The 26,783-nt window shown below is 72.9% G+C and carries 24 protein-coding genes; 7 read left to right on the top strand and 17 right to left on the bottom strand.

Annotation, left to right across the window (positions count from 1 at the left end):
- Positions 1–39: 39 nt before the first annotated feature.
- Together TPA0908_RS16145 and TPA0908_RS16140 are read left to right on the top strand one after the other, a co-directional pair.
- Positions 40–2,649: a serine/threonine-protein kinase gene (locus TPA0908_RS16145; protein ID WP_281938797.1), complete on the top strand. Its 2,610-nt coding sequence runs from the start codon at positions 40–42 to the stop codon at positions 2,647–2,649.
- An 81-nt stretch (positions 2,650–2,730) separates the two neighbouring features.
- The gene (locus TPA0908_RS16140; RefSeq protein WP_281938795.1) at positions 2,731–3,540 is read left to right on the top strand and encodes a metal-dependent hydrolase; all 810 of its coding nucleotides are present in this window, start codon (positions 2,731–2,733) and stop codon (positions 3,538–3,540) included.
- 185 nt (positions 3,541–3,725) lie between these two features.
- Here TPA0908_RS16140 and TPA0908_RS16135 read toward each other — a convergent pair whose 3' ends face one another.
- The 8 genes from TPA0908_RS16135 to TPA0908_RS16100 form a co-directional block, all read right to left on the bottom strand.
- Positions 3,726–4,448 (bottom strand): VOC family protein, encoded by a 723-nt coding sequence (locus TPA0908_RS16135; protein ID WP_281938794.1) that lies wholly within the window; start codon positions 4,446–4,448, stop codon positions 3,726–3,728.
- 165 nt (positions 4,449–4,613) lie between these two features.
- Positions 4,614–5,207 carry a nucleotidyltransferase family protein gene (locus TPA0908_RS16130; protein WP_107156896.1) on the bottom strand — a complete coding sequence of 198 codons (594 nt, stop codon included), beginning with the start codon at positions 5,205–5,207 and terminating at the stop codon, positions 4,614–4,616.
- 143 nt (positions 5,208–5,350) lie between these two features.
- Positions 5,351–7,012 (bottom strand): bifunctional 3'-5' exonuclease/DNA polymerase, encoded by a 1,662-nt coding sequence (locus TPA0908_RS16125; protein ID WP_374709228.1) that lies wholly within the window; start codon positions 7,010–7,012, stop codon positions 5,351–5,353.
- 152 nt (positions 7,013–7,164) lie between these two features.
- Complete coding sequence (locus TPA0908_RS16120; RefSeq protein WP_374709224.1) at positions 7,165–8,121, bottom strand: carbohydrate ABC transporter permease; 957 nt, start codon at positions 8,119–8,121, stop codon at positions 7,165–7,167.
- Between the two features lie 13 nt (positions 8,122–8,134).
- The gene (locus TPA0908_RS16115) at positions 8,135–9,076 is read right to left on the bottom strand and encodes a carbohydrate ABC transporter permease (RefSeq protein ID WP_107156895.1); all 942 of its coding nucleotides are present in this window, start codon (positions 9,074–9,076) and stop codon (positions 8,135–8,137) included.
- A 23-nt stretch (positions 9,077–9,099) separates the two neighbouring features.
- Positions 9,100–10,509, bottom strand: a complete 1,410-nt coding sequence (gene ngcE, locus TPA0908_RS16110) for an N-acetylglucosamine/diacetylchitobiose ABC transporter substrate-binding protein (RefSeq protein ID WP_281938789.1) — start codon at positions 10,507–10,509, stop codon at positions 9,100–9,102.
- 25 nt (positions 10,510–10,534) lie between these two features.
- Entirely contained in the window at positions 10,535–11,284 is a 750-nt protein-coding gene (locus TPA0908_RS16105) for an SIS domain-containing protein (protein ID WP_281938788.1), read from the bottom strand.
- Entirely contained in the window at positions 11,281–12,228 is a 948-nt protein-coding gene (locus TPA0908_RS16100; protein WP_281938786.1) for a MurR/RpiR family transcriptional regulator, read from the bottom strand. The genes TPA0908_RS16105 and TPA0908_RS16100 overlap by 4 nt, the downstream gene beginning before the upstream one ends.
- A gap of 158 nt (positions 12,229–12,386) precedes the next feature.
- Here TPA0908_RS16100 and TPA0908_RS16095 point away from each other — a divergent pair, with 158 nt between their 5' ends.
- Entirely contained in the window at positions 12,387–13,376 is a 990-nt protein-coding gene (locus TPA0908_RS16095; RefSeq protein ID WP_281938784.1) for an N-acetylglucosamine kinase, read from the top strand.
- A gap of 319 nt (positions 13,377–13,695) precedes the next feature.
- Here the strand turns inward: TPA0908_RS16095 and TPA0908_RS16090 are convergent, their stop codons facing one another.
- The 4 genes from TPA0908_RS16090 to ngcE (TPA0908_RS16075) all read right to left on the bottom strand — a co-directional run bounded on the left by TPA0908_RS16090 (position 13,696) and on the right by ngcE (TPA0908_RS16075) (position 17,391).
- Positions 13,696–14,094: a hypothetical protein gene (locus TPA0908_RS16090; protein ID WP_281938782.1), complete on the bottom strand. Its 399-nt coding sequence runs from the start codon at positions 14,092–14,094 to the stop codon at positions 13,696–13,698.
- 90 nt (positions 14,095–14,184) lie between these two features.
- Positions 14,185–14,958, bottom strand: a complete 774-nt coding sequence (locus tag TPA0908_RS16085; protein WP_199199721.1) for a carbohydrate ABC transporter permease — start codon at positions 14,956–14,958, stop codon at positions 14,185–14,187.
- A 98-nt stretch (positions 14,959–15,056) separates the two neighbouring features.
- Positions 15,057–15,968 carry a carbohydrate ABC transporter permease gene (locus tag TPA0908_RS16080; RefSeq protein WP_281938780.1) on the bottom strand — a complete coding sequence of 304 codons (912 nt, stop codon included), beginning with the start codon at positions 15,966–15,968 and terminating at the stop codon, positions 15,057–15,059.
- 7 nt (positions 15,969–15,975) lie between these two features.
- A complete protein-coding gene (ngcE, locus tag TPA0908_RS16075; RefSeq protein ID WP_281938779.1) occupies positions 15,976–17,391 on the bottom strand; it encodes an N-acetylglucosamine/diacetylchitobiose ABC transporter substrate-binding protein in 1,416 nt (471 codons plus the stop codon).
- Positions 17,392–17,536: 145 nt separating this feature from the next.
- On the opposite strand from ngcE (TPA0908_RS16075), the gene TPA0908_RS16070 reads away from it, so the two are divergent.
- On the top strand, positions 17,537–18,976 hold the full coding sequence (locus tag TPA0908_RS16070) for an acyltransferase family protein (RefSeq protein ID WP_281938778.1): 1,440 nt from the start codon (positions 17,537–17,539) through the stop codon (positions 18,974–18,976).
- Here TPA0908_RS16070 and TPA0908_RS16065 read toward each other — a convergent pair.
- From TPA0908_RS16065 to TPA0908_RS16055, 3 genes are all read right to left on the bottom strand, one after another.
- Entirely contained in the window at positions 18,948–20,438 is a 1,491-nt protein-coding gene (locus TPA0908_RS16065; protein WP_281938776.1) for a CoA-acylating methylmalonate-semialdehyde dehydrogenase, read from the bottom strand. The genes TPA0908_RS16070 and TPA0908_RS16065 overlap by 29 nt on opposite strands.
- The gene (locus TPA0908_RS16060) at positions 20,435–21,733 is read right to left on the bottom strand and encodes an aspartate aminotransferase family protein (RefSeq protein WP_281938774.1); all 1,299 of its coding nucleotides are present in this window, start codon (positions 21,731–21,733) and stop codon (positions 20,435–20,437) included. Before TPA0908_RS16060 ends, TPA0908_RS16065 begins: the two co-directional genes overlap by 4 nt.
- Positions 21,734–21,911: 178 nt before the next feature.
- Positions 21,912–22,598 (bottom strand): Tat pathway signal sequence domain protein, encoded by a 687-nt coding sequence (locus TPA0908_RS16055; RefSeq protein ID WP_281938772.1) that lies wholly within the window; start codon positions 22,596–22,598, stop codon positions 21,912–21,914.
- 179 nt (positions 22,599–22,777) lie between these two features.
- Between TPA0908_RS16055 and TPA0908_RS16050 the strand changes: the two genes are divergently transcribed.
- The 3 genes from TPA0908_RS16050 to TPA0908_RS16040 all read left to right on the top strand — a co-directional run bounded on the left by TPA0908_RS16050 (position 22,778) and on the right by TPA0908_RS16040 (position 24,806).
- Positions 22,778–23,521, top strand: coding sequence for a TetR/AcrR family transcriptional regulator (locus tag TPA0908_RS16050; RefSeq protein WP_281939322.1), 744 nt, complete (start codon positions 22,778–22,780; stop codon positions 23,519–23,521).
- 176 nt (positions 23,522–23,697) lie between these two features.
- A complete protein-coding gene (locus tag TPA0908_RS16045) occupies positions 23,698–24,327 on the top strand; it encodes a DUF6230 family protein (RefSeq protein WP_107156882.1) in 630 nt (209 codons plus the stop codon).
- 2 nt (positions 24,328–24,329) lie between these two features.
- A complete protein-coding gene (locus TPA0908_RS16040) occupies positions 24,330–24,806 on the top strand; it encodes a DUF6114 domain-containing protein (protein WP_281938770.1) in 477 nt (158 codons plus the stop codon).
- Positions 24,807–24,810: 4 nt separating this feature from the next.
- Here TPA0908_RS16040 and TPA0908_RS16035 read toward each other — a convergent pair whose 3' ends face one another.
- Positions 24,811–25,809 (bottom strand): hypothetical protein, encoded by a 999-nt coding sequence (locus TPA0908_RS16035; protein WP_281938768.1) that lies wholly within the window; start codon positions 25,807–25,809, stop codon positions 24,811–24,813.
- Positions 25,806–26,690: a hypothetical protein gene (locus TPA0908_RS16030; RefSeq protein WP_281938766.1), complete on the bottom strand. Its 885-nt coding sequence runs from the start codon at positions 26,688–26,690 to the stop codon at positions 25,806–25,808. Before TPA0908_RS16030 ends, TPA0908_RS16035 begins: the two co-directional genes overlap by 4 nt.
- Between the last annotated feature and the right edge of the window lie 93 nt (positions 26,691–26,783).

Below are 26,783 nucleotides of genomic sequence, written 5' to 3'. Positions count from 1 at the left end.
GTTGGCTATTGTGGACCACGACCAGCGGTGAGGAGTGCGGTGCGGGACGTGGTGATCGCCGGACGATACCGCCTGATCGAGCTGGTCGGCCGCGGTGGGATGGGCCAGGTCTGGCGCGCCCGGGACGAGGAGCTCCAGCGCGAGGTCGCGGTGAAGCAGGTCGTCCCACCGAACTGGCTGGCCGAGCACGAGCGGGACGAGCTGCGCGCCCGGACGCTGCGCGAGGCGCGCACGGCCGCGCGGCTCAACCACCCCAACGTGGTCCGGGTCTACGACGTGGTGCGGGTCCAGGGCGACCCATGGCTGATCATGGAGTACGTCCCGTCCCGGTCGTTGCAGGAGCTGATCGAGGCCGACGGCCGGCTGCCGCCCCGGCGGGCCGCCGGGATCGGGATGGCGGTGCACGCCGCACTGCGCGCCGCGCACGAGGCCGGTGTGCTGCACCGCGACGTGAAACCCGCGAACGTGCTGCTGGCCCGGGACGGCCGGGTGCTGCTCACCGACTTCGGGCTGGCCGTGTTCGAGGGCGGGGACGGCGCCATGACCCGTCCCGGGCTGGTGCTCGGCTCCCCGCAGTACGTCGCGCCGGAGCGCGCCGCCGAGGGCGTGTCCAGCATCGAGGCCGACCTGTGGTCGCTCGGCGCCACGTTGCACGCCGCCGTGGAGGGCCGGTCCCCGTACGCGCGCAGCACCGCGATGGCGACGCTGGCGGCGCTGGCCAGCCAGCCGCCGGACCCGGCCCCGCACGCCGGCCCGCTGATGCCGGTGCTGGTCGGGCTGCTGCGCCGCGACCCGCGCCACCGGCTCGGCCACGACGACGTCGCCGGGCTGCTCGCCGACGCCGCCGAGCCGGTCACCGACGCCCCACCCCGGCCGGCCATCGACGCCCCGACCGTGCCCAACCAGCCCCTCCCGCCCGACCGCCGCAAGTCCGGATCGGGGCGCGCGTCCGCAGCCGGGCGCGGGTCCGGGATCGGGCCGGCCGTCCCGCCGCTGAGCGGGTCCGGCATCGGCGTGCCGCCGGTCCCCCGGCCCGCCCCCACCGTCCCACCGCTGAGCGGCTCCAGCATCGGCGTCCCGCCGGTGCCCCGGTCCGACCCGGCCGAGCCGCCGGCGAGCGGAACCGGCGGCGGTGCCCCATCGGCGAGCGGGAGCACACGGGCCGTCCCGCCGGCCAACGGGGCCCGGCCCCCGGTTCCGCCCGACGGTGGGGCCGGGCCGCCAACGGCGGGTCCGACCGGCCGGGCCGGGGCGCCCTCGACCTCCGGCGAGGTGCGGGCGCAGCCGGACGCCGTAGCGCCGGGCCGCCCGGGCCCGGCCGACGGCCCGCCTCGGCGAGCACCCGCCGGCCCGGCTGCCGCTCTGGACGACGCGGACCCCGCCGTCCAGCCGACCGTGGCCTACCCGGACCTGATGCCGCCGGCCGCGGCGGCCCGGGCGTGGAGCCGGGCGGCGCTGGGCAGCGAGTGGGCACGCCCGGCCGACGGCGAGCCGGAGTCGCGGCCCGGCCGGGAGCGCCACTCGGGCGAGCCGGAGCAGCCGGAGAGCGGCGGCCGGGTCCAGGACACTCCGGACCGGCCGGCGGGCGGGTTCGGGCCCACGGTCCTGACCAGCTTCGTGGACCCGGGCAGTCCCACCGGCCCGGAGGGGCCGGCCGCCCGCGCCGACGCGGCCAGCCCGGTGCACACGCCGGGGCTCGGCGGCGCTCCCACGACGAGCCCGCCCCCGGTCACCTCCGGCGGCCCGGTCGACCCGGCAGCCGGCCGGCTGACCGGCAGTGGCGCGCTCCATGACGACCGCGCGCGAGGGAACGCACCGGCGGGCGTGGTCGGCGACAGCGGCGCCACCTCCGGCGGCCTGACGCCCGGCGTGCCCGGCCGGCGCGGGACCGGCGGCATCGGCTCGCCGCCCGACGCCGCCGACGGCGACCGGCGCCGGGCGGCCACCCGGCGCTGGCTCCTCGCCGCGGGGGCCGCGTTGCTGGCGGTGCTGGCCGGCGTCGGCACCGCCCTCGCCGTCGACGGTGACCACCGGCATCAGCCGGACGGTGACGACCAGGGCGCGCCGCCCGGCCAGCCCTGGGAGCGACCGCCCCCGCCCGGCAACGGTCCGGGCGGGCCGCCACCCCCGCCGTTCCCCTGCATCCGCCCCGACGTGGCCGGCACGCCGGTGCAGAAGGGCCCGCCGCCGGTCGACCCGGCGGTGACCATACCCGCCGGCTGGGTCTGGCCCGCCGACACCGGCGGCTTCCACATCGCGCTGCCCGCCGGGTGGCTCCAGCTCCGCTCCGGCGACACCACCTGCTTCCAGGACCCGGCCACCCGGCGCATCCTGGGCGTCGAGCCGTACCCGGGTGGTGATCCGGTCGGTCGGCTGCGCTCGGCCGAGCGGGACCTCACCTCCGCCGGCCGCCTCCCCGGCTACGACAAGGTCCGGCTCGCCGCCGACGGCGACGGCGCGGAGTGGGAGTGCCGCTGGGACGCGCCGTACGGGGAACGCATGCACGCGCTGCGGGTGCTGCCCGGCGAGGAGGCCGGGTGGACGCTGGGCCTGACCACCTCGGACGCGGACTGGGCCGCCGCCGAGGACCAGTTCGCGTTGATCCGGGACAGCATCCGGCCGATCCGACCCACCCGCACGGCGGGATGACCGCGGGCGTCCCGCAGTCGCACCGACTGACTACAGTGGCGTAGTTTCGTCGATCAAGATCTTCGGAAAGGGCGAGCCGAGATGATGGGACCGTCCCACGCGCTGTCCGGCGCGGCGGTGTGGCTGACCGGCTCCTGGGCGCTGGACCAGTTCGCCGACTATCACCAGACGCCGCTGGCGCTGGCGGTGGGCACCGCGGTCTGCGCGGGCGGGGCGCTCTTTCCCGACCTCGACCTCTCCGGCAAGGTGACCCGCAACCAGGGCGGCGCCACCGTGGCCCGGACGTTCGGCGTGTTCAGCCTCTTCGTCGCCGAGGTGATGGAGAAGATCTCGCTCGGCGTCTACTACGCCACCAAGCTCAGCAAGGATCCGCGCCGCAACAACGGGCACCGCACGCTGACCCACACCGTGCCGTTCACCGTGCTGGTCGGGTGGGGCACCACCGCGCTCTGCGCCCACTACGGCAAGTGGGCGGTGGTCAGCATCCTGTTCTTCATGATCGGCCTGGCGTTGCGCGGGCTCTTCGACGAGTGGGCCGAGCGGGCCGGCTGGGTGGTGGTCACGCTGGTGTCCGCCGCCGCGGCCTGGTTCACGTTCGCCAACCTGCCCGGCGACCGGGGCTATCCGATGATCGGCCTCGCGGTCGGCGTGGGCTGCTTCGTGCACATCCTCGGCGACATGATCACTAGGGCCGGGGTGCCGATCCTCTGGCCCATCCCGATCAGACGGCGGATGTGGACGATGATCGGGCTGCCCAACAAGATCGCGCTGCGCACCGGCAGCAAGGCCGAGACGGTCGTGCTGCGGGGCGCGCTGACCGTGCTGGCCGTGCTCGCCGCGCTGGGCCTGGTTGCGCCCTCGGTGCTGCAACGCTTCGACATCCAGGTCTGACGCGGGGCAGCGACGCGGCGCGCCCGGCGTGGCCGGGTCGATCACCGCGGCGGCGGCGCCCCCGGACCTGGCCTCGGACCGCCTGCAAACTTGAGGGCGTAAACGACTCAGGGCCGTCGGCCGGCGGGAGCCGGGTCTGAACCGTCCACGCCATCAGGTTCGCAGGTGTTCGACGTCGGCCGGCCTCAGCGGGGCGTCAGCAGGCAGAACTCGTTGCCGTCCGGATCGGCCAGCACCACGTCGTCGGCGGTGTGCCGGCCCCGGCCGACCCACGTCGCCCCGAGCGAGAGCAGCCGGTCGATCTCCGCCTCCCGGTCGCCGTCCGCCGGCGGCGCGAGATCCAGGTGTACGCGGTCCCGGCCGTGCCTCGGCATCAGCGGCGGACCGCTCCAGGTGACCTTCGGCCCGCCGCGCGGCGACTGGATCGCGGTCTCCTGATCCTGGTCCCAGACCAGCGGCCAATCCAACGCCGCGCTCCAGAAGTAGCCCACCGCCTGCGTACCGTCGCAGTTCACCGCGCCGACGGACCCGCAGCCGGCGAGGAAGTTGTTGCCCGCCTCGATGACGCAGAACTCGTTGCCCTCGCGGTCGGCGAGCACCACGTGGTCCTCCTCCGCGCCCTGGCCGATGTCGACGTGCCGCCCGCCCAACTCGATCGCCCGCGCGACCGTGCCCCGCTGGGCGTCCGGCGACGCGCTGGTCAGGTCGAGGTGGATGCGGTTCTGCCCGGCCTTCGTCGCCTCGGTCGGCAGGAACCGGATGCGCAGGCCGGCGTCGCCGTCCGGCCGCAGCGCGACCCCCTCGTGCGGGTCGTCGACCACCTCCCGGCCGAGCAACCCCGCCCAGAAGCGCGCGAGCCGCAGCGGCTCCCGCGCGTCGTAACTGATCGCGTAAAGGTGGCTCGTCATCGCGCTGTTCGTCTCCGCTCCGCCGTCCGGCCCGGTCCGGCTGGGGGCTCAGACTAGGGAAGAACGCCGCCACCCACAGCCGAATATCGGCAGGCGGGGGTGGCATCAGTGCTCGGGCTCACCGATCAGCTCGTACACGGACAGACCTGACATCTCCCGGACCGATCAGGCGCCGATGCGCTGCTCGGGGATGGAGAGGCCGTAGAGCGCCATCAGCTCCGGGCTGTCGATCCGGCTGCCGTCGGCCACCGCGTCGCAGGCGATGTCGACGATCTGGTCCTTGTGCGCCAGCAGGTAGGGCCGGGCGCCGACGTCGGCGCTGGCCAGCGTGGCGATGCCGGGCCAGTGCCGGCGGCCGAACAGCATCGGGTAGCCGCGCAGGCCGTCGTAGGTGGCGCAGACCAGCACGTCCGGGTACGGCAGCGCGGTCACCCGGCGGACCGCCACCTCGGTGAGCCCGGGCATGTCCACCGGCACCACGACGACCGCCTCGATGCCGTCGTCGGTCAGCGCGGCGAGCCCGGCCCGGATCGAGGAGCCCACGCCGGTGCCCCAGGCGCGGTTGACCACGACGGTGGCGCCGGTCAGGTCGGTGGTCCGCCGGACCTGCTCGGCCGCCGCGCCCAGCACGACCACGACCTGCGCGCAGCCCGCGTCGGTCATCGTGTCGATCATCCGGCGGACCAGCGGCTTCTCGCCCTGGTGCAGCAGCGCCTCGGGACCGCCGATGCGGCGTCCCCCACCCGCGGCGATGATCATTGCAGCGATCCGGTTCAGCGGTGCCCCCTCGACCAGGGGGACGGACCGGGCACAGCCGCGCCCGGTCCGTCCCGTCGTACGCACACCGGGCCCAACGAGCACGGCGGCGAGCGGGTAGCGGGGCAAAACGGAAAAATGTGTGACTATGCCGCGTCGGCGTAGCAGTCCACCGTGGACAGGTCGAGCGGGAACCGGACCGGGGTGTCGCCGAACAACAGCCGGGTGGCCCGCGCCCCGGCGGCGGAGACCGCCTCGGTGACCGCGTCCGCCTCGTCGACCGGGCAGTGCACCATCACCTCGTCGTGCTGGAAGAAGACCAGCTCGGCCGCGGTGCCGGCCAGCTCGGTGCGGAGCGTGGCCAGCAGCGTCGACGCCCACTCGGCAGCGGTGGCCTGGATGACGAAGTTGCGGGTGAACCGCCCCCGGGACCGGGCCGCGCGGGCGGCCGGGCCGTGCGGGTCCACCGGACCGTCCGACGCCGCCTCGTCCCCGTCGGTGAACCCGACCGCGCCCGGCGGGCACGTGCGCCCCAGCCACGACCGGACCAGCCCACCCGCCTCGCCGGTGCGGGCGGCGGCCTCGACGTACCCGAACGCGGTCGGGTAGTTCTTCCGCAGCACCGCCAGCGCCGGCACCGCCGCGCCGCCGGTCTGCCCGTACATGGCGCCGAGCAGCGCCACCTTGGCCCGGGCCCGGTCACCGGCGAACGCGTCCCGGGCCAGCGCGGCGTACAGGTCGCCCGCACCGCCCGCGGCGGCCAGCCGCTCGTCGCCGGAGACCGCGGCGAGCACCCGTGGTTCGAGCTGGCCGGCGTCGGCCACCACGAACGTCCACCCCGGGTCCGCCACCACGGCCCGTCGGATCACCTTCGGGATCTGCAACGCGCCGCCGCCGCGCGTCGCCCACCGGCCGGAGACCACGCCGCCGGGGACGTACTCCGGGTGGAACCGGCCGCCGGAGACCCAGGCGTCGCGCCAGGCCCAGCCGTGTGCCGTCCAGACGCGGTACAGCTCCTTGTACTCCAGGACCAGCGGCACCGCCGGGTGCTCCACCCCGCGCAGCACCCAGGCCCGGGTGTTCGGCAGCTCCACCCCCGCGCGGGCGAATGCCCGCAACAGCTCCGCGGGCGAGTCGGCGTGCAGATGGCGTACGCCGAACGCGGCGGCGATCCGGGACTGGAGTTCGGCCAGCCGGCGGGGCGGCCCGCCGACCGGGGACGCCTCCCCGAGCAGGTCGGCCAGGATCGCGTCGTGCACGTCGGCACGCCAGGGCAGGCCGGCCGCACCCATCTCGGCGGCGATCAGCGCGCCGGCCGACTCGGCGGCCACCAGGAGCCGGAACCGGCCGGGGTGGGCCGTGGCGGCGATCCGGGCGAGCTGGTCGGCGTACACCCGGGTCAACGCCGTGATGCCCGGGCCCGGCGGGCCGGACGGCGGGTCGAAGAGCGCGCCCTGGCCGTGGCCGGGCGGCTCGGGCGGGCGGGGCGTCGGGTCCGGCGGGACCGGCGCCCCGGTCAGCCGGGCCCAGGCGGCGGGCAGCGCGCGAGGCTCGCCCCAGCGGCCGGCGTGCCCGAGCAGCAACGTCTCGGTCAGCTCGACGTCATGGCAGCGGTCGAGCCGGACGCCGGCGCGCAGCAGCGCCGGATAGACCGCCGCTCCGCTGGCCCACACCCAGCGGGGCCGCTCGGCAGCCTCGCGGACGGCGACGGCGGCGGCGAGATCCGCCACCTCCTCGACCGGCCCGGTGGGGCGGCCGTCACCGTCCAGCGGTTGCAGCACGCCGCCGCCCCGCTCCCCCGCCACCATCGCCACCGCCCCCACGGACGCGATTCTGCCTCGCCCCACCGACACGCTGCGCGGGTAAGGAGGGGCCCCTTGTTAACGCCTGCGGTAGAGAAGGGGCACCTTCTCACCGCGACGCGTTAGAAGGGGGCCCCTCCTTACCCGCAACCGTGGGGCTACTTGCCGACGCCGGCGGTGAGGCCGGACTGCACCTGGCGCTGGAAGACGATGTACACGATCAGCACCGGCAGCATCGCCATGGTCACGCCGGCGAACAAACCGGACCAGTCGGACTTGTAGCCCTGGTTGACCGACAACTCGATCAGCCCCTGCGCGATGACCTGGTGCTTCGGCTCACCGGCCACCGACTGCATGAGCAGCGTCGGCAGGTACCACTGGTTCCACTGGCCCAGCACGTTGAAGATGCCGATGCTGATCAGGCCCGGCTTGGCCATCGGCAGCATCACGCTGAAGAACGTGCGGGTGTGCGAGGCCCCGTCCACCGAGGCCGCCTCCGCGATCGAGTCGGGCAGCGTCCGGAAGAACGAGTGCATGAAGAAGATCGTGAACGACAGCGACCAGGCCACGTAGACCAGGATCAGCATGACGTGCTTGTTCGGACCGAGCAGCGGGAAGCTGACCCCGGTGTTGTAGACGCCCTTGAACAGTGGCACCGCGGCAAGGTAGATCGGCAGCGTCAGGCCGGACAGGAACATGTAGTAGATCAGCCGGTTGCCGCGGAACTCGAACCGCGCCAGCGCGTACGCGGCCATCGAGCCGAGCAGCATGGTCAGCGTGACGCTACCGACCAGCACCAGCAGGGTGTTCAGGAAGAACGAGCCGAGGTGCCCCTCGGTCCACGCCCGGCCGAAGTTCTCGAAGTGCAGTTTGTCCGGGATCAGGGACAGCGGCTCGCGGATGACCTCCGAGTCGTCCTTGAGCGCGGACATCACCACCCACAACAGCGGATAGATGACCATCACGGCCCAGACCACCAGGAAGATGTGGGAGAAGCCGTTGAAGATCCGGGCGCCGACTCCGCCGCGGTGCCGCTCCCCCCGGCGTACGGGGGCAGCCCCGGACCCGCTGGTGGCCTGTCCGGCCCGGTCGAGATCGGATGTCGCCGTGCTCATCGCCGCGCCTCCTTCAGTACTCGATACGGTCACGACGGGTGATCCTCAACTGCACGGCGGCGAGCAGGATCGTGAAGATGGCCAGCGCGACACCCATCGCGCAGGCGTAGCCGAACTGGCCCTTCTGGAACGCGGTGAAGTTGAGCACCGACGCGAAGATCTCGCTGGCGTGGTTCGGCCCGCCCTGGCTCGGCGTCATGACGAAGACCAGCGCGTACATGTCCAGCGCGATGAAACCGAGGTAGACCCAGGCGACCGAGATGCTGTCCCGCAGCAGCGGCAGCGTCACCTTGAAGAACGTGTGGAACCGGCCCGCGCCGTCGAGGATCGCGGCCTCGTAGATGTCCTTCGGGATCGACTGCATGGCGGCGGAGAACAGCACCATGTAGAACCCGGCGCCGCTCCACACCGCGATGAGCAGCAGCCACCACAGCACCGCCGGCACGCCGAGGAACGGCTCCGGGTCGGCGGTGAACGCGATCGGGTTGTCCGCGTCCACCAGCCCGATCTTGATCAGCAGACCGTTGATCAGGCCCTGCCCGTCGGTCCGGTAGATCTGCTGCCACATCACGGCGATGACCACCAGCGACAGCACCTGCGGGAAGAAGAAGATCACCTTGTAGAGCGCGGAGCCGAAGACCCCGCGGATGCCGGCCCTGTCCTCGCGTCCGCCCACGTTGAGCAGGAACGCGAGGAACAGGGCCAGCGCGATCGTGAACAGCGGCACGGTGACCAGGAAGAACACGTTGTGCCAGAACGCCTTCCGGATCAGCTCGTCGGAGAACAGCCGGACGTAGTTGTCCAGCCCGACGAAGCGCTGGGAATCCGAGTACCCACCCCAGTCGGTCAGCGAGTAACCCGCCGCCTGCGCGAACGGCCACACCACGTAGAACAGGTACAGCGCGACGGGCAGGGCCAGGAAGCCCGTGACGAAACGCGCGACTCCGTGCCGCATTGGACTCACTTCCTCGAACAGCGTCAGGCGGTGCGGGTCTGCTTCTTGATCGACGAGTCCTTGGCGACCTTGTCGGCGGCCGCCTGCATCTTGTCGACGAACTGCGCCGCGGTGAGCCGGCCGGCCATCAGCTCCTCGGAGAGGTTCTGGCTCTCCTTGTCCAGGTCGGCGTAGAAGTCCGGGAACTTCACCGAGATCAGCTCGCCGCTGCCGCCCTTGACCAGGCTGTTGGCGCTGGCCAGCGCCGTGTCCTGGACGTTGTCGCCGGAGCCCTTGGTGGACGCCAGCGACTTGGTCAGCTCGGCGAACTTCGCCGACCCGGCCTTGGACAGGATGGCCCGCAGGAACTCCTTCGCGGCCTCCTTGTTCGGCGCCTTGCTGGGCACCACGAAGCCCTCGCCGGAGGCGGCGAAGACGTCCTTGGCGGCCTTGTCGCCGGCCTTGCTCCAGTAGTCCGACATGGTCAGCTCGAAACCGGGCGGGATGGTCGCCGCCATCTCGTTCTTCAGCCACGTGCCGACCTGGATGAACGCCGCCTTGCCGTCGAGGAACGCCTGCTGCGACTGGGTGTGGTCGAGCTTGCCCGGCAGCAGCAGCTTGTCCTTGACCAGCTTCTCCCACGGCTCCAGCGCGGCGACGATCCCGTCGGCCTTCCAGGCGCCGTCCTTCAGGTTGTCGATGTCGACGACGGCCTGCTTGCCGACCGCCTTCCAGATGCTGGCGAACAGCGCCCAGCGCGGGTAGTAGCCGTGCGCCGCGTCGTGCACGTACGGCGCCATGCCCTTGGCCTTGATCTTCGGCGCCAGGGCGAAGAACTCGTCCCAGGTCGTCGGCGCCGTCCAGCCCTCCTTCTTGAACAGCGCCGCGTTGTACCAGTTGCCCCAGACCGTGTACGCGACGTTCACCACGTAGAACTTGCCGTTCTGGGTGCCGTCGCCGACGGTGCCCGGCAGCAGCGAGTCGCCGACCGTGCCCTCGCCGTCCCAGGCGGGCGCCGTGAGCAGGTCGTCGAGCGGCTCGATGGCGCCCTCGTTGATCAGCGTGCTGCGGTCCATCATGTCGGCGCCCGAGTTCATCACCAGATCGCTCGGCTGGGTCGCCATCTTGGGCTGCTCTTCGGTCTTGATCTTCTGGGTGGAAGACATGTTGACCGTGACGTTCGGGTGCTTGGCGTTGAAGACGACCTTGTCCTCCTTGGCCCACTGGTCGCCCAGCCCGCCGTTGAAGACGACCACCTTGACCGCGCTGCCGTCCTTGACGCCGAACGGGTTGTCCTTGCTCTTGGCCGCGCCGCCGCCGTCGGACTTGCTCGGCTCACTGCCGGCGCAGGCGCTGAGCAGACCGGCCGCCGGGATGGCCAGCAGACCGGCCGCGCCGGCGCGCTGGAGCAGCGTCCGACGGCTCAGGTCGGACTTCTCGGGGATAACCGACATCTTTGTCTCTCCTTGTGGTGTCGGGTCAGGCGGTTCGCCGGAGGCGCCCGGCGTACCGCGACTCGAGGGCGTTGTTGTGCTCGTCCCCACCGGGGACGTTGGCGGAGAGGTAGACAGGGGGTACCTCTCCGGCCTGGTGGAACCGTCGTACGACCTCCGCGGTCAGCAGCTGCGCCAGCAGCGCCGCGGTGACCGAGGAGACCGCACAGACCGCGCCGCCGCCCTCGAGCGGCAGCAGTGCGTCGCCGTACGGCGCGCCGTTGTCCAGCACGACGTCGGCGAGGTCGGCGAGCCGGTGCCCGGAGGGGTGCCGAGAGGCGACCCGGGCGGTGTGCTCGACCGAGGTGACCGCGATCAACGGGTGGCCACCGCGTTTGACCAGCGTCGCCAGCTCGACCACCGAGCCGTTGATGCCGGACTGCGAGGCGACCACGAACACGTCCTCGGGCTGCGGCGCCGCCAACCCGAACAGCCGGTGCGCCACCGTCGGGTCCCGTTCCAGCTTGGGGTCGGCGAGCACGTCGCGGGGCGCGTCGCCGTGCAGCACGAGGTCGTGCAGGGAGAGCCGGTTGCTGGGGACCAGGCCACCGGCGCGGGCCACCAGCTCGGCGGCGAACGCCTCCGAGTGGCCGGCGCCGAACGCCTGGAGGACGCCGCCGGCACGCAGTCCGCCGGCGATCAGGTCCGCCGCCCGGTCCACCGCGTCCGCCTGGCTGTCCACCAGCCGGTCGAGGACCGGTCGGACGGCGTCCGCGTACCGCTGGGCACTGATCATGAGTGGGCCCCCTTGGCGGCCTTGTGCCCGTCGACGGCCTGGGCGGTACGCCGGAAGGCCGCGTGGGCGCGGTCGTGGGTGCGCTGCGCCACCGCGATGTAGAGCAGGTCGAGCACGACGAGCTGCGGATGCCGGGCGGAGAGCGCGTCCGGCCGGAACGTGGTGGCCTGACTGGCGGTGACCAGCACGATGTCGGCCAGCTCGGCGAGCGGCGAGCGCGGGAAGCCGGTCAGCGCGACGGTGGTGGCCCCGCGACTGCCCGCCTCGGCGAGCAGCTCGATCGTCTCCCGGGTCTGGCCGGTGTGCGAGATGCCGAGCGCGACGTCGCCGACGCCCAGCAGCGCGGCGCTGGCCAGCCCCTCGTGCACGTCGCTCCAGGCCCAGGCGGCCACCCCGATACGGTGCAGGCTGAACTGCATCTCCTCGCCGACCAGCGCGCTGCCGCTGGCGCCGAAGATGTTCACCCGGTTCGCCCCGGCGATGGCCATCGCCGCCCGCTCCACCTCGTGCAGGTCGAGCAGCGCGGCGGTGTCGTGCATGGCCCGCGTGTCGGCGGCCATGATCTGGTCGAGCACCCGGGACAGCGGGTCTCCGGGCTGGATCTCCCGGCCGATGTCGACGGTCCAGCCCGCCGAGCGGGCCCGGCCGGTCTCGGCGGCGATGCCGAGCCGCAGGTCGGCGTAGCCCTCGAAGCCCATCGCCCGGCAGAACCGGGTGATGGTCGCCGGTGAGGTGCCGCTCCGCTCGGCCAGCTCGACGATGGTGGCCCGGGCCGCCGCCTCCGGGTCGCTGAGCACGTGCTCGGCCACCCGGCGCAGCGCCCCGGTCAGCTCCCCCGCGCCGGCCCGGACCCGGGCCAGCACCCCGTCGACGCTCCGCCGGTCGGCCGGCGCGGCATCGACCACCGCGGTTGCCGCGGAGGTCTCGACCTCGTGCTCGACCATCGGCGAAAGCCTTTCGGAAAAGAGTGTTAACTGTTAGTGGTAAAAGTTCTTACTGACGGCCCCTCCGTGTCAAGAGCGTGGGCGAAGTTTTCAAACTGTTACCTGGCGCACGGCCGCGATCTTGCGCGCGGAGGGCCTGGCCGGACAGCATGAGGACCATGTCGGACACCGTCGTGGTCGGCCTCGATGTGGGAGGCACGTCCACCCGCGCCACCGCCGTGAGCCTCGACGGCGCACGCCTGGGCACCGGCCGGGCCGGGGGCGGCAACCCGACCAGCCACGGCGCCGACCGGGCCGCCGCCGAGCTGCTCGCCGCCCTCCGCGCGGCGCTCGCCGAGGTCGACCCGACCCGGGTACGCGCCGGCGTGATCGGCCTCGCCGGCGCCGGCCGCCTCCGCGCCGATCCCGAGGGACGCGCCGCCTTCGACCGGGCGTGGGCCGAGGCGGGGCTGCGCTGCCCGTACACGGTGCACGGCGACGCCCTGGTCGCGTACGCCTCCGGCACGGCCGCCCCGGACGGCACCGTGCTGATCGCCGGCACCGGCGCGATCGCCGCCCAGGTGCACGCGCTCCGCCTGGACCGCGTCGCCGACGGCCACGGTTGGCTGCTCGGCGACGCGGGTTCCGGGTTCTGGCTGGGACGGGAGGCGGTCCGCCGGCTCCTGACCGACCTGGACCGGGCCGAGGCGCCGGGGGAACTGGCCCGCCGCGTGCTGGCGGAACTGACCGGCTCGACCGAGGTGGCCCCCCGCCCCCGGGAGACCGCCGGGGCCGTGGTGCAGGCGGTCACCCGACGACCGCCGGTGAACCTGGCCCGACTCGCGCCACTCGTCGTCACCGCCGCCCGCCAGGGCGAGCAAGCCGCCAGGGCGATCATCGCCGAGGCCGCCGCGCTGCTGGCCGAGAGCGTCTCCCGGATCCGTCCCGCCGACGCGACCGACCCGGTGGTGCTCGGCGGCGGCCTGCTCACCGGCGACACCCCGCTGGCCACCGTCGTCCGCGCCGAACTGGCCCGCCGCTGGCCGGCCGCCCCGCTGCACTCCGCCGGGGACGGCGCCGCCGCCGCGGCCTGGCTCGCCGCCCGGGACCTGCCCGAGGCCACCGACCCGGCGGCGCTGCACGCCCGACTCGTCCCGCCCCCCGCCTGACCACCCCGCACCGGCGGGAGCAACGGTGGCGATCGTCCCGGGACGTACCTCCGGTCGAAGTGCCTACGAACTTGAGCGCATAGGTGGGTCAACGCGGTGGCCCATCCCTGTACTCAAGTTCGTAGGCACTTCGTACCGCCCTGAGGGCTCACCGTCCGACGCCCGGAACTCACCTCGACGCATTGCCCGATCCGGGCGCGGCCGACGCCACGGGTCACCCTGTCCACCGCGCGGATCAAAATCGGACAGGCGGCGCGTGTCGCCGGGCGAGCGGGGGGCCGGCCGACACGAGGTCGACCGGCGCCCTGGGCAAGCCTGGTCAGCCGATCGGGCCGCCGGACCATCCCTGCTGAGTCGGGTGACCCGGCTGGGCCGAATTCCCCGGCTGGGCCGGCTGCCAGCCCTGGGACACGGGCTGCCCGTACTGGGGCTGCGGCGCGCCGGCGAACTGGTGCGCGGCGGCCTGCTCGCGAGCCTCCCGGCGGGCCTTCACCGCGCGCACGATCAGCAGGATCGGCAGGATGAAGACGTAGAAGAAGATCCGGTAGCTACCGCCGTCGAAGAGGAACAGCAGGTAGAAGCCATACGCGAAGAAGGCCAGGCCGACGATCACGTTGAGGACGCGCGACCCGGTCCCCTGCTCCTTGATGGCGACGCCGACGGCGACCATCGCGATGCCGCCGAGCAGCAACAACAGCGTGTAGATGAGAAAGAACATGGAGTTTCCTGTCAACAAGGTGAGTGTGCCGGCCCACCTTATTGGAGCGCGATCATCCGCACTGTCCCGTTGCCTGTGGCAACCACCACCTCACTTGAGCTGCCCGGCGGTCAGGCCGGCCTGGATCTGCCGCTGGAACGCCACGTAGACCACCAGCACCGGCAGCACCGCGATGGTGAGCCCGGCGAAGAGCTGGGCGTAGTCGCCGGCGTAACCCTGGCTGACCGCCAGCGAACTCAGGCCCTGGGCGAGCATCCGGTTCGGCCCGTCGCCGGGGATGAGCACCTGCGGCAGCAGGAACTGGTTCCAGTGACTGAGGAAGTTGAAGATGCCGACACTGATCAGTCCCGGTCGCGCCATCGGCAGCATCACCCGGAAGAAGAGCCGGAAGTGGCCGCAACCGTCGATCATCGCGGCCTCCGCCACCGAGGTCGGCAGCGTCCGGAAGAAGGCGGTCAGGAAGAACACCGTGAACGGCAGCGAGTACGCCGTGTAGACCAGGATCAGCCCCGGCCAGGTGCCGAGCAGGCCGACGCTGCGCACCACGAAGAAGAGCGGCACCAGGGCCAGGAACACCGGGAACATCATGCCGCCGACGAACAGGTAGTACACCACCTGGCGGCCGCGGAACTCGTACCTGGCGAACACGTACGCGGCGGTGGCGCCGAGCAGCATGGTCAGGCTCAGCGAGCCGGCCACCACCACCAGGCTGTTCAGGAAGAACCGGCCGATGTGGGCGGTGGTCCAGGCGCGCGCCCAGTTGTCGAACCGCAGCGCCTCCGGCAGGCCCCACGGGTCGGCGATGATCTCGCCGTTGCTCTTCAACGAGCTGAGCAGCATCCAGGCCAGCGGCAGGATGGTCATCGCGGCCCAGAGCAGCAGGAAGCCGTGCGAGAAGACGTTGGCCACGCCCGTCTCGCGGCGCGGCGGACGGTCGGCCGGCACCCGGGCCTGCGCTGTGCTCACGAGTACTCGATCCGATCACGCCGGGCGGTGCGCAGCGCCAGCACCGCCACCGAGAGGGTCAGGAAGAACATGGCCACGCCGATCGCGGAGGCGTACCCGAACTTGTTCTCGCTGCCGAACGAGGTGTCGTACATCCGCAGGCCGATCACGTCGGAGGAGAAGTTCGGCCCGCCGTTGGTCATGAGCTGCGCCAGGATGAAACCGTCAAGCGCGGCGATGGCCAGGTAGATCCAGGCCACCTGGATGGTGTCCCAGAGCAGCGGGATGGTGATCTTCCGCAGCATGGTGGCGCGGGACGCGCCGTCGAGCAGCACCGCCTCGTAGATGTCGCGCGGGATGGCCTGCATGGCGGCGCCGAACAGCACCACGTAGAACCCGACGTTGCTCCACACCATCACGGCCAGCACGCACCAGAACGCGAACCGCGGATCACCCAGCCAGGCCGGCGGGTCGGCCAGCCCGATCGCGCGCAGGGCGCCGTTGAGCAGGCCGCTGGTCGGGCTGTAGATCTCCTTCCACAGCAACGCGATGATCACCACGGAGAGCACCTGCGGGAAGAAGTAGACCAGCCGGTAGAGCGCGGTGCCGCGTACCCCGGTCACCCCGGCGCGGCCCCTGCGCCCGCCCATGGTGAGCATGCTGGCAAAGAAGAGACCCAGCGCGATGGTCACCACCGGGACCACCGCGAGCAGGATCGCGTTGTTCTTCAACGCGTTCCAGACGTACCCGTCGTGCAGCAGGGTGCGGAAGTTCGCCAGGCCGACCTGGTCGGCCTGCGCGGAGTAGCCCAGCCAGTCGGTGGTCGAGATCTGGAACGCCTGGAGGTACGGCGAGAGCACGAAGATGCCGTAGATCGCCAGCGGTGGCAGCAGGAAGCTGAGGATCAGCGGGAGTCGGCCGTGTCGCATCCGATCGTCACGCGGCCCGCTTGTACTTCTTGACGGAGTTGTCCTGCGCGATCGAGTCGGCGCCCCGCTGGCACTGGTCGAGGAACTCGGTCGGGGAGATCCGGCCGCTGAAGAACTCGCCACAGGCCGCGTCGACCAGGTTGCGCTCCAGCTTGCGGTAGTAGTTGTTGTAGACCCAGTTGAACCCGTTGGCGCCGGACGCGTCCAGCGCCTTGACCACCGTGGCCAGCCCGAACGGCAGCTCGACGCCGTCGGTGGCGCCGGCGACCACGGGCAGGCTGGCGACCTTCTTCGTGAAGTCCTGGGCGCCCTTGCGCGACAGCATGGTCCGGAAGTACTCCAGCCCACCGGCCACGTTCTTCGCCTTCGCCGGCACCATGAACGGCTCGCCCGCGGTGCCCCGGATCGCCTCGAACGGCAGCTTGTCGCCGCTGCCCAGGCTCGGCGTCGGCGCGACCGTCATGTTGAAGCCGGCCGGGGTGACGTCCTTCTGCTCGCTCTCCAGCCAGGAGCCGCAGGAGATGAACGCGGCCTTGCCCTGGCACCAGGCGGTCTGCGACTGCTTGTGGTCCAGGCCCGGGGAGCCGGCGAGGATGAACTTGTCCTTGACGATCTGGTGCCAGGCGTCGGCGGCCGTCTTCATGGCGTCCGACTTCCAGGCGTTGGGCTCCAGGTTGTCGATGGCCAGCGCGACCGACGGGCCGCCCAGCTTGATCGCGGTGGAGATCACCGGCCAGCTCATGTAGCGCGGGTGCAGGCCGGCGTACGTCCAGGGGGCGATGCCGGCGGCCTTGATCTGCCGGCAGAGCGCGATGTGCTCGTCCCAGGTCTTGGCGTAGCTCCAGCCGCGGTCGGCGAAGAGCTTGGTCGAGTGCCAGATGCCGTACACCGTGTAGGTGTAGTTGAGCACCAGGAACCTGCCGTCGTAGGAGCCGACCTCGACGGTGCCGGGCAGCAGCGTGTCCTTGACCGTCTTGCCCGGAACGTCGAGGCTGGGCGCGGCGAGCAGCTCACCGAGGTCGGCCAGCGCGTTCTGCGAGACCAGACCGTTGAAGTCGATCTGGCCGGCGCCGGAGTTGTTGACCACGTCCGGGGGGCTGCCGTCGACGAAGCGCGGCTGGAGCGTCTTGCTGATCTCCTGGGTGGCCGAGTGCTTGATCTCCGCCTTCGGGTACTTCTCCTTGTACATCGCCTCGTGGGCCTTGGCGTACTCCTCGCCGAAGCCGCCGTTGAAGATCACCACCTCCAGCGGCGCGTCCTCCTTGACGCCGAGCGGGTTCTGCTCGCTCTTGGTGCCCTGGTACGTGCCGCCGTCGCCCTTGTCGTCGCCACCGGAGGTGGCGCAGCCGGCGAGCAGCCCGGCGGCGGGGGTGGCCAGCAGACCGGCGGCGGCACTGCGCCGGAGGATCTCACGCCTGTTCATCGCATCTCCTCGGTGACTCCGTCGCTTCTCTTCACGGGGCACATTTTCGTTGAAGAATTTCTACGCCGACGCGACGCGGACCACAAGACCTCATGACCGATCCGTTATCCGTCCCGGCCGGAGCCGACTGGCATAGCCTGGGTCCATGCGCCGCCTGCGGCAGCTCGCCGAGCGCACGCCGCCGGAGCGGGAGCGCTACGTCGACCTGCTCCGGGCGCTGGCCATCACGATGGTCGTGCTCGGCCACTGGGGCGTGACCGCGATCGGGTACGACCACGGCCGCCCGGCCGGTCACTCGGCGCTGGCCGACCTGCCCTGGGCCTGGCCGCTGACCTGGCTGGCCCAGGTGATGCCGGTGTTCTTCCTGGTCGGTGGCTACGCCAACGCCGCCTCGCTGGCCGCCCGCCGCGGCCGGGGCGGGACCGCGACCGGCTGGCTGGTCGACCGCAGCGCCCGGCTGGTCCGGCCGACCACCACGCTGCTGCTGGTGCTGGTCGCCGGCGCGGCGGTCGCCTCGGCGCGCGGCGCCGACCCGGCGCAGGTCCGGACCGTGGTCTGGTTCGCGACCATCCCGCTCTGGTTCCTGGTCGCCTACTTCGTGGTGGTGGCGCTGACCCCGCCGATGACCGCGTTGCACCGCCGGTTCGGGCTGGCCGTGCCGGTGGTGCTGGTCGCGCTCGTCGCGCTCGGCGACCTCGGTCGGCTTCTCGGCCCGGCGGTCCTGGCCGACGGCAACTACCTGTTCGCCTGGCTGGCCGTGCACCAGCTCGGTTTCGCCTGGTTCGACGCGAGCCGGTCGGCGGCCCACCCCGCCGGAACTGCCGCCCCGGGCCCGGACCGCACGGCCGCGCCCGCCGACCCCGACCCGGGCGCCGCCGCCGAACGGGCCGGTCTGCGCCGTCGCCGGCTGCCACTGGGCCGCCGGGCCGGCGGCACGCTGCTGGCGGTCGGGTTGGTCGCGCTGGTGCTGCTGACCGTGGTCGGGCCGTACCCGGTGGCGATGCTGCACGTGCCCGGCGAACGGCTGGACAACGCCGCGCCGCCGAGTCTGGCGCTGCTCGCCGCCGCCACCGCCCAGCTCGGGCTGATCGTGCTGCTGCGCCGCCCGGCCGGCCGTTGGCTGCGGCGGCCCGGCCGGTGGCAGGCGGTGATCGCGGTCAACGCGGTGGTGCTCACCGTCTTCCTGTGGCACCTGACCGCCGCGATCCTGCTGATCGGCCTGCTGGCCGCGCTCGGCGTGCTGCCCACTCCCCCGGTCGGCTCGGCGGCCTGGTGGGGCTGGCGGGTGCCGTGGCTGCTCGCCCTGACCGTGGTGCTGGCCGCGCTGGTCGCCGTCTTCGGCCCGGTCGAGGCCCGCACCCGCCGCCCACCCCCGACCGGGCCGGCCGGCGACGGCGGCCGGCGGCTGCGCACCACGCTCGCCGTCATCGGGTACGCCGGGCTGGTCGCCGGCCTGCTGCTGAACAGCCTCGCGCCGAAGGCCGCGCCGGAGCCGCTCGGCCTGCCCGTCCCGGCGCTTGTCGCGTACCTGGCCGGGGCGGGGCTGCTGCGGCTGCTCAGGTCTGGGTGGGGAAGCCGAGGTTGACCCCGCCGTGGCGCGGGTCGAGCCAGCGGCTGGTGACCACCTTGCCCCGGGTGAAGAACGCCACCCCGTCGGCGCCGTGCGCGTGCAGGTCGCCGAAGAGCGACGCCTTCCAGCCGCCGAAGGAGTAGTACGCCATCGGCACCGGGATCGGCACGTTGATGCCGACCATGCCGGCCTCCACCTCGTGCTGGTAGCGCCGGGCCGCGCCGCCGTCGTTGGTGAAGATCGCGGTGCCGTTGCCGTACGGGCTGGCGTTGACCAGTTCCACCGCCTCGTCGTACGAGCCGACCCGCAGCACGCCCAGCACCGGGCCGAAGATCTCGTCGGTGTAGATCGACATCTCCGGCGTGACGTGGTCGAACAGCGTCGGGCCGAGCCAGAAGCCGCCGGGTTCGCCGTCCGGGGTGACGTCCCGCCCGTCCACCACCGGCACCGCGCCGGCCGCGATCCCGGACTCCACGTAGCTGCGGACCCGCTCCGCGTGCGCGGCGGTGACCAGCGGCCCCATGTCACAGCCGCGCCGGCCGTCCCCGGTGCGCAGCCGGCCCATCCGCGCGGCGATGCGGGCCACCAGCGCGTCGGCCACCGGCTCCACCGCGACCAGCGCGGAGATCGCCATGCACCGCTCCCCCGCCGAGCCGAAACCGGCGTTGACCGCGGCGTCGGCGGCCAGGTCCAGGTCGGCGTCGGGAAGCACCACCATGTGGTTCTTCGCCCCGCCCAGCGCCTGCACCCGCTTGCCGGACAGCGCGCCGCGCTGGTGCACGTACCGGGCCACCGGGGTGGAGCCGACGAACGACACGGCCCGGACGCCGGGGTGGTCGAGCAGTGCGTCGACCGCCTCCTTGTCGCCGTTGACCACGTTGAACACCCCGTCGGGCAGACCCGCCTCGGTGAACCACTCGGCCAGCAGCAACGCCGCGCTCGGGTCCTTCTCGCTGGGCTTGAGCACCACCGCGTTGCCGCAGGCGATCGCCACCGGCACGAACCAGAGCGGCACCATCACCGGGAAGTTGAACGGGGAGATCACCGCGACCACGCCCAGCGGCTGCCGCAGGCTGTACGAGTCGACCTCGGTGGAGACGTTCTCGCTGAACCCGCCGCGCAGCGCCGGGGCGATGCCGCAGGCGTACTCGATCACCTCCAGGCCGCGCTGGACCTCGCCGGCGGCGTCCGCCAGGACCTTGCCGTGCTCGGCGGTGATCGCCTCGGCGAGCCGGTCCCGGCGGGCGTGCACCAGCTCCCGGACGGCGAACAGCACCGCCGTGCGCCGGGCCAGGGAGGCGTCCCGCCAACCGCGGGCCGCGCGCTCGGCGGCCTGCACCGCGCCGGCCACGTCGGCGGTCCCGGCGAGCGCCACCCGACCGGTACGCCGGCCGGTGGCCGGGTCGAAGACGTCCCCGCGCCGCTCGGAGTCCCCGGTGGTCCGCTTGCCGTCGACGTAGTGCCCGATCACGGTCATGCCGCCACCGCCACGCAGGTCCGGATCGCGTCGACCAGGACGGCCAGGCCCTCGCGGGCCTCGTCCTCGGTCAGCGTCAGCGGCGGGCCCATCCGCACCACGTTGCCGTACAGGCCGCCCTTGCCGACCAGCAGACCGCCGGCCCGGCACGCCTCGAAGACCCGGGTGGTCAGCTCCGGGTCCGGCTCGACGGTGCCGGGGCGGACGAACTCGACGGCCAGCATGAGGCCCTTGCCGCGGACCTCGGCGACCCGGTCCAGGCCGGCGGTGGCGGCCCGCAGGCCGTCGGCGAGGATCGCGCCGACCCGGGCGGCGTTGGCCTGGAGGTCGTGGTCGAGCAGGTAGTCGAGCACCGCGTTGCCGGCGGCGGTGGAGACCGGGTTGCCGCCGAACGTGGAGAAGCTGATCGCCGGCACCGTCTCCAGCACCTCGGCCCGGCCCACCACGCCGGCCAGCGCGAAGCCGTTGCCGATGCCCTTGGCGAAGGTGAGCAGGTCCGGCGTGACGCCGTGCGCCTGGTAGCCCCAGAAGTGCTCGCCGGTGCGCCCCCAGCCGGTCTGCACCTCGTCGCTGACGAGCAGGATGCCGTGCTCGTCGAGCACCTTCTTCCAGGCCGCGAACAGCCCGTCCGGGGCGTAAGTGAAGCCGCCGACGCCCTGGATCGGCTCGGCGATCAGGCAGGCCACGTCGCCGGCGGTCTGGGTGGCGAGCACCTCGCGCAGGTCCTCGACCGCGGCGTCCACCCGGTCGGCGGCGTCGAGCCGGGCCAGCAGGCCGCGCAGCCGCTCACCGGAGTGCAGCCAGGCCACCTGCAACGGGTTGAGCGCGCTGGCCGTCCAGCCGCGGTTGCCGGTGACGCCCATGGTCGCGTACGACCGGCCGTGGTAGCTGTTGCGCACCGCGAGGATCTGGTGCGAGCGGCGGTGGTTGGTGGCGACCAGCAGCGCCGCCTCGTTCGCCTCGGTGCCGGAGTTGGTGAAGAAGACGCGGGCGTCCGGGATGCCGGAGAGCCGGGCGATCTTCTCGGCCAGGTCGACCTGCTGCCGGATCAGGTAGAGCGTGGAGCTGTGCACCAGGCCGGTGCGCAGTTGCCGCTCCACCGCCTCGCGGATCTCCGGGATGTCGTAGCCGATCATGTTGGTCAGCACGCCGCCGAAGAAGTCCAGGTAGCTGCGGCCGGCCGAGTCGGTCACCCGGCGGCCGGAGCCGGCGACCAGTTCGAGTGGTTCCGCGTAGTAGAGCGGCATCCAGGACGGGAGCACGGCCCGGTGCCGGGCCAGCAGGTCGTCGGTCATCGCGCACCCTTCAGCGGCGGGTCTGGTTCCCGCACGCTGCCACCGCGCCGGGGCCGGGACAACTGTCACTGTGTCGCGCGGCGACCCCGCCCACCTGACACCACGTACCCGATCAGGTCGGCACGGCGGGGGGCCGGTGCACGGCGAACCGCCGCGCACCGGCCCGTGGGCCGGGTGGTCAGTTGACGAAGACCGCCGGGCTGCCGGTCTTGCTGGTGTCGCGCACCGGCGAGTACGTCGCGGTGAAGTACGCGGTGCTGAAGCAGAGCGACGTGCCGGAGAACTTGGTCAGGGTCTGGTTGGTGAACGCGATCGAGTTGGTGGCGTTGGCCGCCACGCCGGTCAGCTTGTTGGTGCTGGTCCGGTAGACGCAGGTGATCGGGCCGAGCAGCGAGTTCAGCACCACCGTGCTCTGGATCGGCGCGGTCGCGGTGCCGGAGATGGTGACCACGCCGCCGCTGGTGACCGACGTGGTGTACGGCAGGTTGTTGACGGTCACGCTCTGCACGCCGGTGGTGCCGATGATGTTGCTGGTGCAGCTCGTGAACGACTGCGCGGTGAGGCTCTCGGTGGCGGTGCCGGGAGCGGTCGGGTTGGTCAGCACCTTGGCGCTGAACGTGGACGCGGCGCACTTGACCCCGGTGGTGCCGCTGGCCGAGGAGTAGAACGTCGCGTTGGTGCCGGTCTTCAGGCTGGCCTGGATGACGTCGTTTACCGACACGGCGGTGCCGGCCGCGGTGGGGTAGGTCAGCACGGCGCTGGCCAGCGAGGTGGAGGGGGCGGCGGTGGCGGGGGTGGCGCCGACCAGACCGGTCAGCAGCGCCAGGGCGGCGAGGCCCGCGCCGATGCGTCCGTACCTGGGCATGGTGGTTCCTTCCGGCGGTGGGACGGGGGTGGTGGTGGAGCCGGACGGCGATAATGACGCCGTTCGAGCCCTTCCGTGGTGATCACCAATGGTGACGGGCTGTGAACTGAGCGTGTCGAAAGTTATAAACCTCAGAGGGTCGTAAAGTCAACGCATCACGGAAGGGCGATATCTTGACCATGCAGAGCCCGCCGCCGCCGGCACCGCTGCCGGGTGCCCGACACGGCCGCGATCCGGACCGCGCCATCAAGCGCGGGCCCCGGCGGGTACCGGCCGAGGAGGTGGCCGCGACCCAGCGCGACCGCCTCTTCGACGGGCTGGTCCGCGAGGTCGCCACCCGGGGGTACGACAACGCCCGGGTCACCGACATCTGCCATGCCGCAGGCGTCACCCGGCCGGCCTTCTACGCCCTGTTCAGCGGCAAGCAGGACGCGTTCCTCGCCACCTACCGGCACGGCATCGCGGTGGTCTCGCAACTCATGGAGACCGCCTACGCCGACGCCGGGCCGGCCTGGCCGGACGCCGCCCGGGCCGCGCTGCGCACCCTGCTCGACGTGCTGGCCAGCGTGCCCGCCTTCGCCCGGATGGCGCTGGTCGAGGTGGACGCCGCCGGCCCGGACGCCCGCCGGGAACGCGACGCGCTGCTGCACAGCTTCCGCCGGTTCTTCGCCGACGCCGGACCGGGGCCGGCGGTCGCCGGGGTGGACCGGGACGTGCTGGTGTCCACCGTGGTCGGCGGCATCCACGCCACCATCCGCGCCCGGGTGGCGCAGGGACGGGCCGAGGAGCTGCCGCTGCTGCTGCCGGTGCTCACGTACGCGGCCACCGCGCCGTTCCTCGGGCCCGAGGGCGCGCGCCGGGCCACCCGGCACGCCGGCCCGGACGACGGCCCGAGCACGACCGCGCCGTGTGCGGCCGACTGACGATCCGGTGAGAAACCGCTGCGGTTTTTCACTTTGGCCGCATTTGGCACATGCCGGCGAACTCTCTGTTGACCGCCACTTTACTCAGCGGTAACTTCGGCCTGCGCCCCTGGCGCGAAATCCTGCGAAGCCAATTCACATCGTCGCAAATGAATTGATCTCGAAAGGAAGCCGCCATGTCGGAGCAGACCGCACCGATCGAGCCCGGCCAGCCGAGCAGCGGCGTACGCTGGCGCCGCTTCGCCGTCACGCTCGGCGCCGTCGCGGCCGGCGCCGCCGGCATGGTCGTGCTGACCGCGCAGGGTGTGCTCGGCGCGCAGTTCGCCATCTCCGGCATGCCGTTCACCGTCACCGCCGACAAACTCGAAGGCACCGGCTTCGAGCAGTTCGCCACGCTCGACCAGATGATCCCGGACAGCCCCAACCAGGGCGACACCGGCGGCCAGGTGGTGGTGATCGTGTCGGCCATCGACAAGGCCGAACTGACCAACCTCTGCCAGAGCATCAGCCTGGGCGGAATCAACCTGCGGATCACCGCGGGCGGCTCCGGCAAGCCGGTCTCCGCCCGCACGCTCGTCGTCGACGGCGACGAGGTCGCCGGCAACGCCTCGTTCCGCAACATCAACGTCGGGCAGGACGCCAGCACCGTCGACCAGGTCCCCGGCGTGAAGGGCAACCCCGGCGTCTTCGCCCAGCAGGCCGACTCGGTGACGATCACCAACCTGCGGCAGAACAACTACGCCACCACCGCCGCGGTCTTCACGCTGCCCAACCTGCACATGGGCTTCAGCTCCGACGGGTGCTGACGATGACCGTCGGACAGCACGCGGCGCCGGCCGCCCGCCCCGGCGGGCGCTGGCGCCGCTGGCGGCGGGCCCGCCCGTTCACCGCCGGCCTGCTCATCGCGCTCGGCGGCATCGAGATGCTGGTGACGCTGCGCGCGCCGCTCGGGGTGCTGCTGCACGTCGGGCCGCAGGGACTGGCCGCCTACCTGGTCCCGGCGGTCCTCGTGCTCTGCGGGGCGCTGCTGGTCGCCACCCCGCAGCAACGCGTCTTCTACGCGCTGCTGTCGCTGCTGCTCGGGCTGGTCTCCTGGCTCACCTCGAACCTCGGCGGGTTCGTCATCGGCATGCTGCTGGCGCTGGTCGGCGGCGCGCTCGCGTTCGCCTGGACACCGGACAAACAGCGGGCCGGGAGCGCCCCGCCGGTCACCGCGCCGCCACCACCCGCGCCCCGGGAGCCGGCCGACGACCCGACGGAGGTCGTCCCGCTGGACCGGGGCTGACCGCTCAGGCGACCGCCTGGTACAACACCCGCATGGACCGGATGGCGGACCGGACCTCCTGAAGGATCGCGGAGGTCGCCGGCGGCGGGACCCAGGGATCGTCGCCGCTGTCGAAGCCCACCGTCTCCACCGCGCAGCCGTACCGCAGGCCCAGCAGCCGGACCGCGTCACAGTGCTGGAACGGCACGAAGATGTCGGTCGTGACCACCAGCAGCCGCACGCCGACCGACGCCGGCCGCACCAGTTCCGCCCAGCCGACCAACGTGTCCGCCGTGTTGGCCCGCTCGCCCGGCCGGGTCGACGGTGCGGCCAGCACGTGCACCGGCGGGTCCACGTCCCGGTGGGACCGGACCCACCAGGGCTGGCCGGCCCCGGTCGTGCCGGAGCGCCGCTCGGTGGCGGGCGCCGCGCCGAAGGCGTGCCGCAGCGCCTCGTCGACCGCGTCGCCCTCGGTCGCGACGGCGCCCAGCCCGAGCCCCGCGGCGACCACGTTCTGCTCCGGAATCGGCCGCAGGCTGCCCAGCCCCGCGACCGAGCCGGCGCGGACCCCCCGGCGCAGGATCGTGGCGGCCAGATGCGCGCGGGCCATCATGGTGCGGACGCCACCACCGAGCACCAGGACGTGGTCGAACGACCGGCCCCGCGGCGTCACCCGGCCGGCCAGGCCCAACGACCTCGCCGCCGACCGGATGCGCGCGTCGGTGTCGGCGGCGAAGCTCTCCCCCACCACCTGGTGCCGCTCCAGCCGCCCCTTGCGGTGGTCCCACCGGGCGGAGAACTCCTCCAGCGCGTCCAGCCGGTCGCCGAGCGGACCGACCGGCCGCGGTCCACCACCGAACTCGGCCAGCAGCGCGGCCATGGCCGGTGAGTCCACCCAGGAGGCGATCCCCTCGGCGATCCCGGCCCGGTCCGGTGGACCGGAGCCGACGCCGGACCCGTCCGCCCGGCCCGCCGGCGGCCCGGTGGTGGGCAACGGGACCGCGGCGAAGACCGTCGCCGTCACGCGGCCAGACTCCCGGCCAGCGCCCGGTGCAGCCGCTGCATCGACAGGATCCCCGACCGGATCTCCTGGAGGTAGCGGTCGGGGTTGGTGGCGTCCGGCGCGAGCGGCACGGTGGCCCGCGCCGGATCGAACCCGACCGTGTCGATTCCGCAGCCGTAGCGCGCCGCCAGCATGCGGATCGCGTCGCTGTGCTGGAACGGCACGTAGATCGGCGAGGTGACGACGAGGATCCGGTCCGACGGGCGGAGGCGGGAGCGCCGGGCCCAGAAGTCGTACGTGTCGGGGGTGTTGGCGCGACGCAGCTCGGGCTCGCTGGACGGTGCGGCGAGCACCTGCACCGGCGGGCCGCCGGCGGGGCGGTAGGTGCGCACCCGCCAGGACCGGTGCGTCACGGCCCCCTCGGAGGACTCGTCGCGCGCCGGCTCGGTGAGCCCGAACGCGTGGCGCGCGCCGACGTCCATCGCGTCCATCTCGAACCGACCGTCGGCCAGGCCGGGCAGTGTGGTCTCCGGCTCGGTGAGCGGTCGGAAGCTGCCCAGCGCCGCCACCTCGCCGACGGAGACGACACCGTCGCGGACGAGCCGGGCAGCGTGTTCGGTGCGTTGCAGGCAGGCCCGCCCGAGACCACCCAGGACGAGCAGGTGGTCGTACGCCGCCCGGGGCGGGTCGACCGGCTCGACGAGACGCAGGGCGGTCGCCGCGGCGAGCACGAGCGCCGCCCGGGCCGGCTCGAACGTCGGCGCGGTCACCTGGTCGCGCTCGACGTTGCCCCGCTTGCGGAAGTCCCAGTGCCGGTCGGAGAACGCGTCCAGCCACTCCAGCAGCTCGCCCACGCCGGCCGACGGCAGGGCGTCGCCGTACTCCTCGACCAGCGCCCGCATCGGCGGCGACGAGATCCAGGCGAGGATCTGCTCGGCTGTCGCCCGCGGACGGAATTTCGGCTCGCAAGTCGGAAGGGCGACAGCGTCGAAACT

This window comes from Micromonospora sp. AKA38 (assembly GCF_027925725.1).
GTDB lineage: Bacteria > Actinomycetota > Actinomycetes > Mycobacteriales > Micromonosporaceae > Micromonospora.
This window is presented reverse-complemented; position numbering and strand designations above follow the sequence as displayed.

Bases quoted from the DNA above. Each gene is read 5' to 3' on its own strand.
- TPA0908_RS16140 (WP_281938795.1), top strand. From the start codon at position 2,731: ATGATGGGACCGTCCCACGCGCTGTCCGGCGCGGCGGTGTGGCTGACC.
- TPA0908_RS16135 (WP_281938794.1), bottom strand. From the start codon at position 4,448: ATGACGAGCCACCTTTACGCGATCAGTTACGACGCGCGGGAGCCGCTG.
- TPA0908_RS16130 (WP_107156896.1), bottom strand. From the start codon at position 5,207: ATGATCATCGCCGCGGGTGGGGGACGCCGCATCGGCGGTCCCGAGGCG.
- TPA0908_RS16125 (WP_374709228.1), bottom strand. From the start codon at position 7,012: ATGGTGGCGGGGGAGCGGGGCGGCGGCGTGCTGCAACCGCTGGACGGT.
- TPA0908_RS16120 (WP_374709224.1), bottom strand. From the start codon at position 8,121: ATGAGCACGGCGACATCCGATCTCGACCGGGCCGGACAGGCCACCAGC.
- TPA0908_RS16115 (WP_107156895.1), bottom strand. From the start codon at position 9,076: ATGCGGCACGGAGTCGCGCGTTTCGTCACGGGCTTCCTGGCCCTGCCC.
- ngcE (WP_281938789.1), bottom strand. From the start codon at position 10,509: ATGTCGGTTATCCCCGAGAAGTCCGACCTGAGCCGTCGGACGCTGCTC.
- TPA0908_RS16105 (WP_281938788.1), bottom strand. From the start codon at position 11,284: ATGATCAGTGCCCAGCGGTACGCGGACGCCGTCCGACCGGTCCTCGAC.
- TPA0908_RS16100 (WP_281938786.1), bottom strand. From the start codon at position 12,228: ATGGTCGAGCACGAGGTCGAGACCTCCGCGGCAACCGCGGTGGTCGAT.
- TPA0908_RS16095 (WP_281938784.1), top strand. From the start codon at position 12,387: ATGTCGGACACCGTCGTGGTCGGCCTCGATGTGGGAGGCACGTCCACC.
- TPA0908_RS16090 (WP_281938782.1), bottom strand. From the start codon at position 14,094: ATGTTCTTTCTCATCTACACGCTGTTGTTGCTGCTCGGCGGCATCGCG.
- TPA0908_RS16085 (WP_199199721.1), bottom strand. From the start codon at position 14,958: ATGACCATCCTGCCGCTGGCCTGGATGCTGCTCAGCTCGTTGAAGAGC.
- TPA0908_RS16080 (WP_281938780.1), bottom strand. From the start codon at position 15,968: ATGCGACACGGCCGACTCCCGCTGATCCTCAGCTTCCTGCTGCCACCG.
- ngcE (WP_281938779.1), bottom strand. From the start codon at position 17,391: ATGAACAGGCGTGAGATCCTCCGGCGCAGTGCCGCCGCCGGTCTGCTG.
- TPA0908_RS16070 (WP_281938778.1), top strand. From the start codon at position 17,537: ATGCGCCGCCTGCGGCAGCTCGCCGAGCGCACGCCGCCGGAGCGGGAG.
- TPA0908_RS16065 (WP_281938776.1), bottom strand. From the start codon at position 20,438: ATGACCGTGATCGGGCACTACGTCGACGGCAAGCGGACCACCGGGGAC.
- TPA0908_RS16060 (WP_281938774.1), bottom strand. From the start codon at position 21,733: ATGACCGACGACCTGCTGGCCCGGCACCGGGCCGTGCTCCCGTCCTGG.
- TPA0908_RS16055 (WP_281938772.1), bottom strand. From the start codon at position 22,598: ATGCCCAGGTACGGACGCATCGGCGCGGGCCTCGCCGCCCTGGCGCTG.
- TPA0908_RS16050 (WP_281939322.1), top strand. From the start codon at position 22,778: ATGCAGAGCCCGCCGCCGCCGGCACCGCTGCCGGGTGCCCGACACGGC.
- TPA0908_RS16045 (WP_107156882.1), top strand. From the start codon at position 23,698: ATGTCGGAGCAGACCGCACCGATCGAGCCCGGCCAGCCGAGCAGCGGC.
- TPA0908_RS16040 (WP_281938770.1), top strand. From the start codon at position 24,330: ATGACCGTCGGACAGCACGCGGCGCCGGCCGCCCGCCCCGGCGGGCGC.
- TPA0908_RS16030 (WP_281938766.1), bottom strand. From the start codon at position 26,690: ATGCGGGCGCTGGTCGAGGAGTACGGCGACGCCCTGCCGTCGGCCGGC.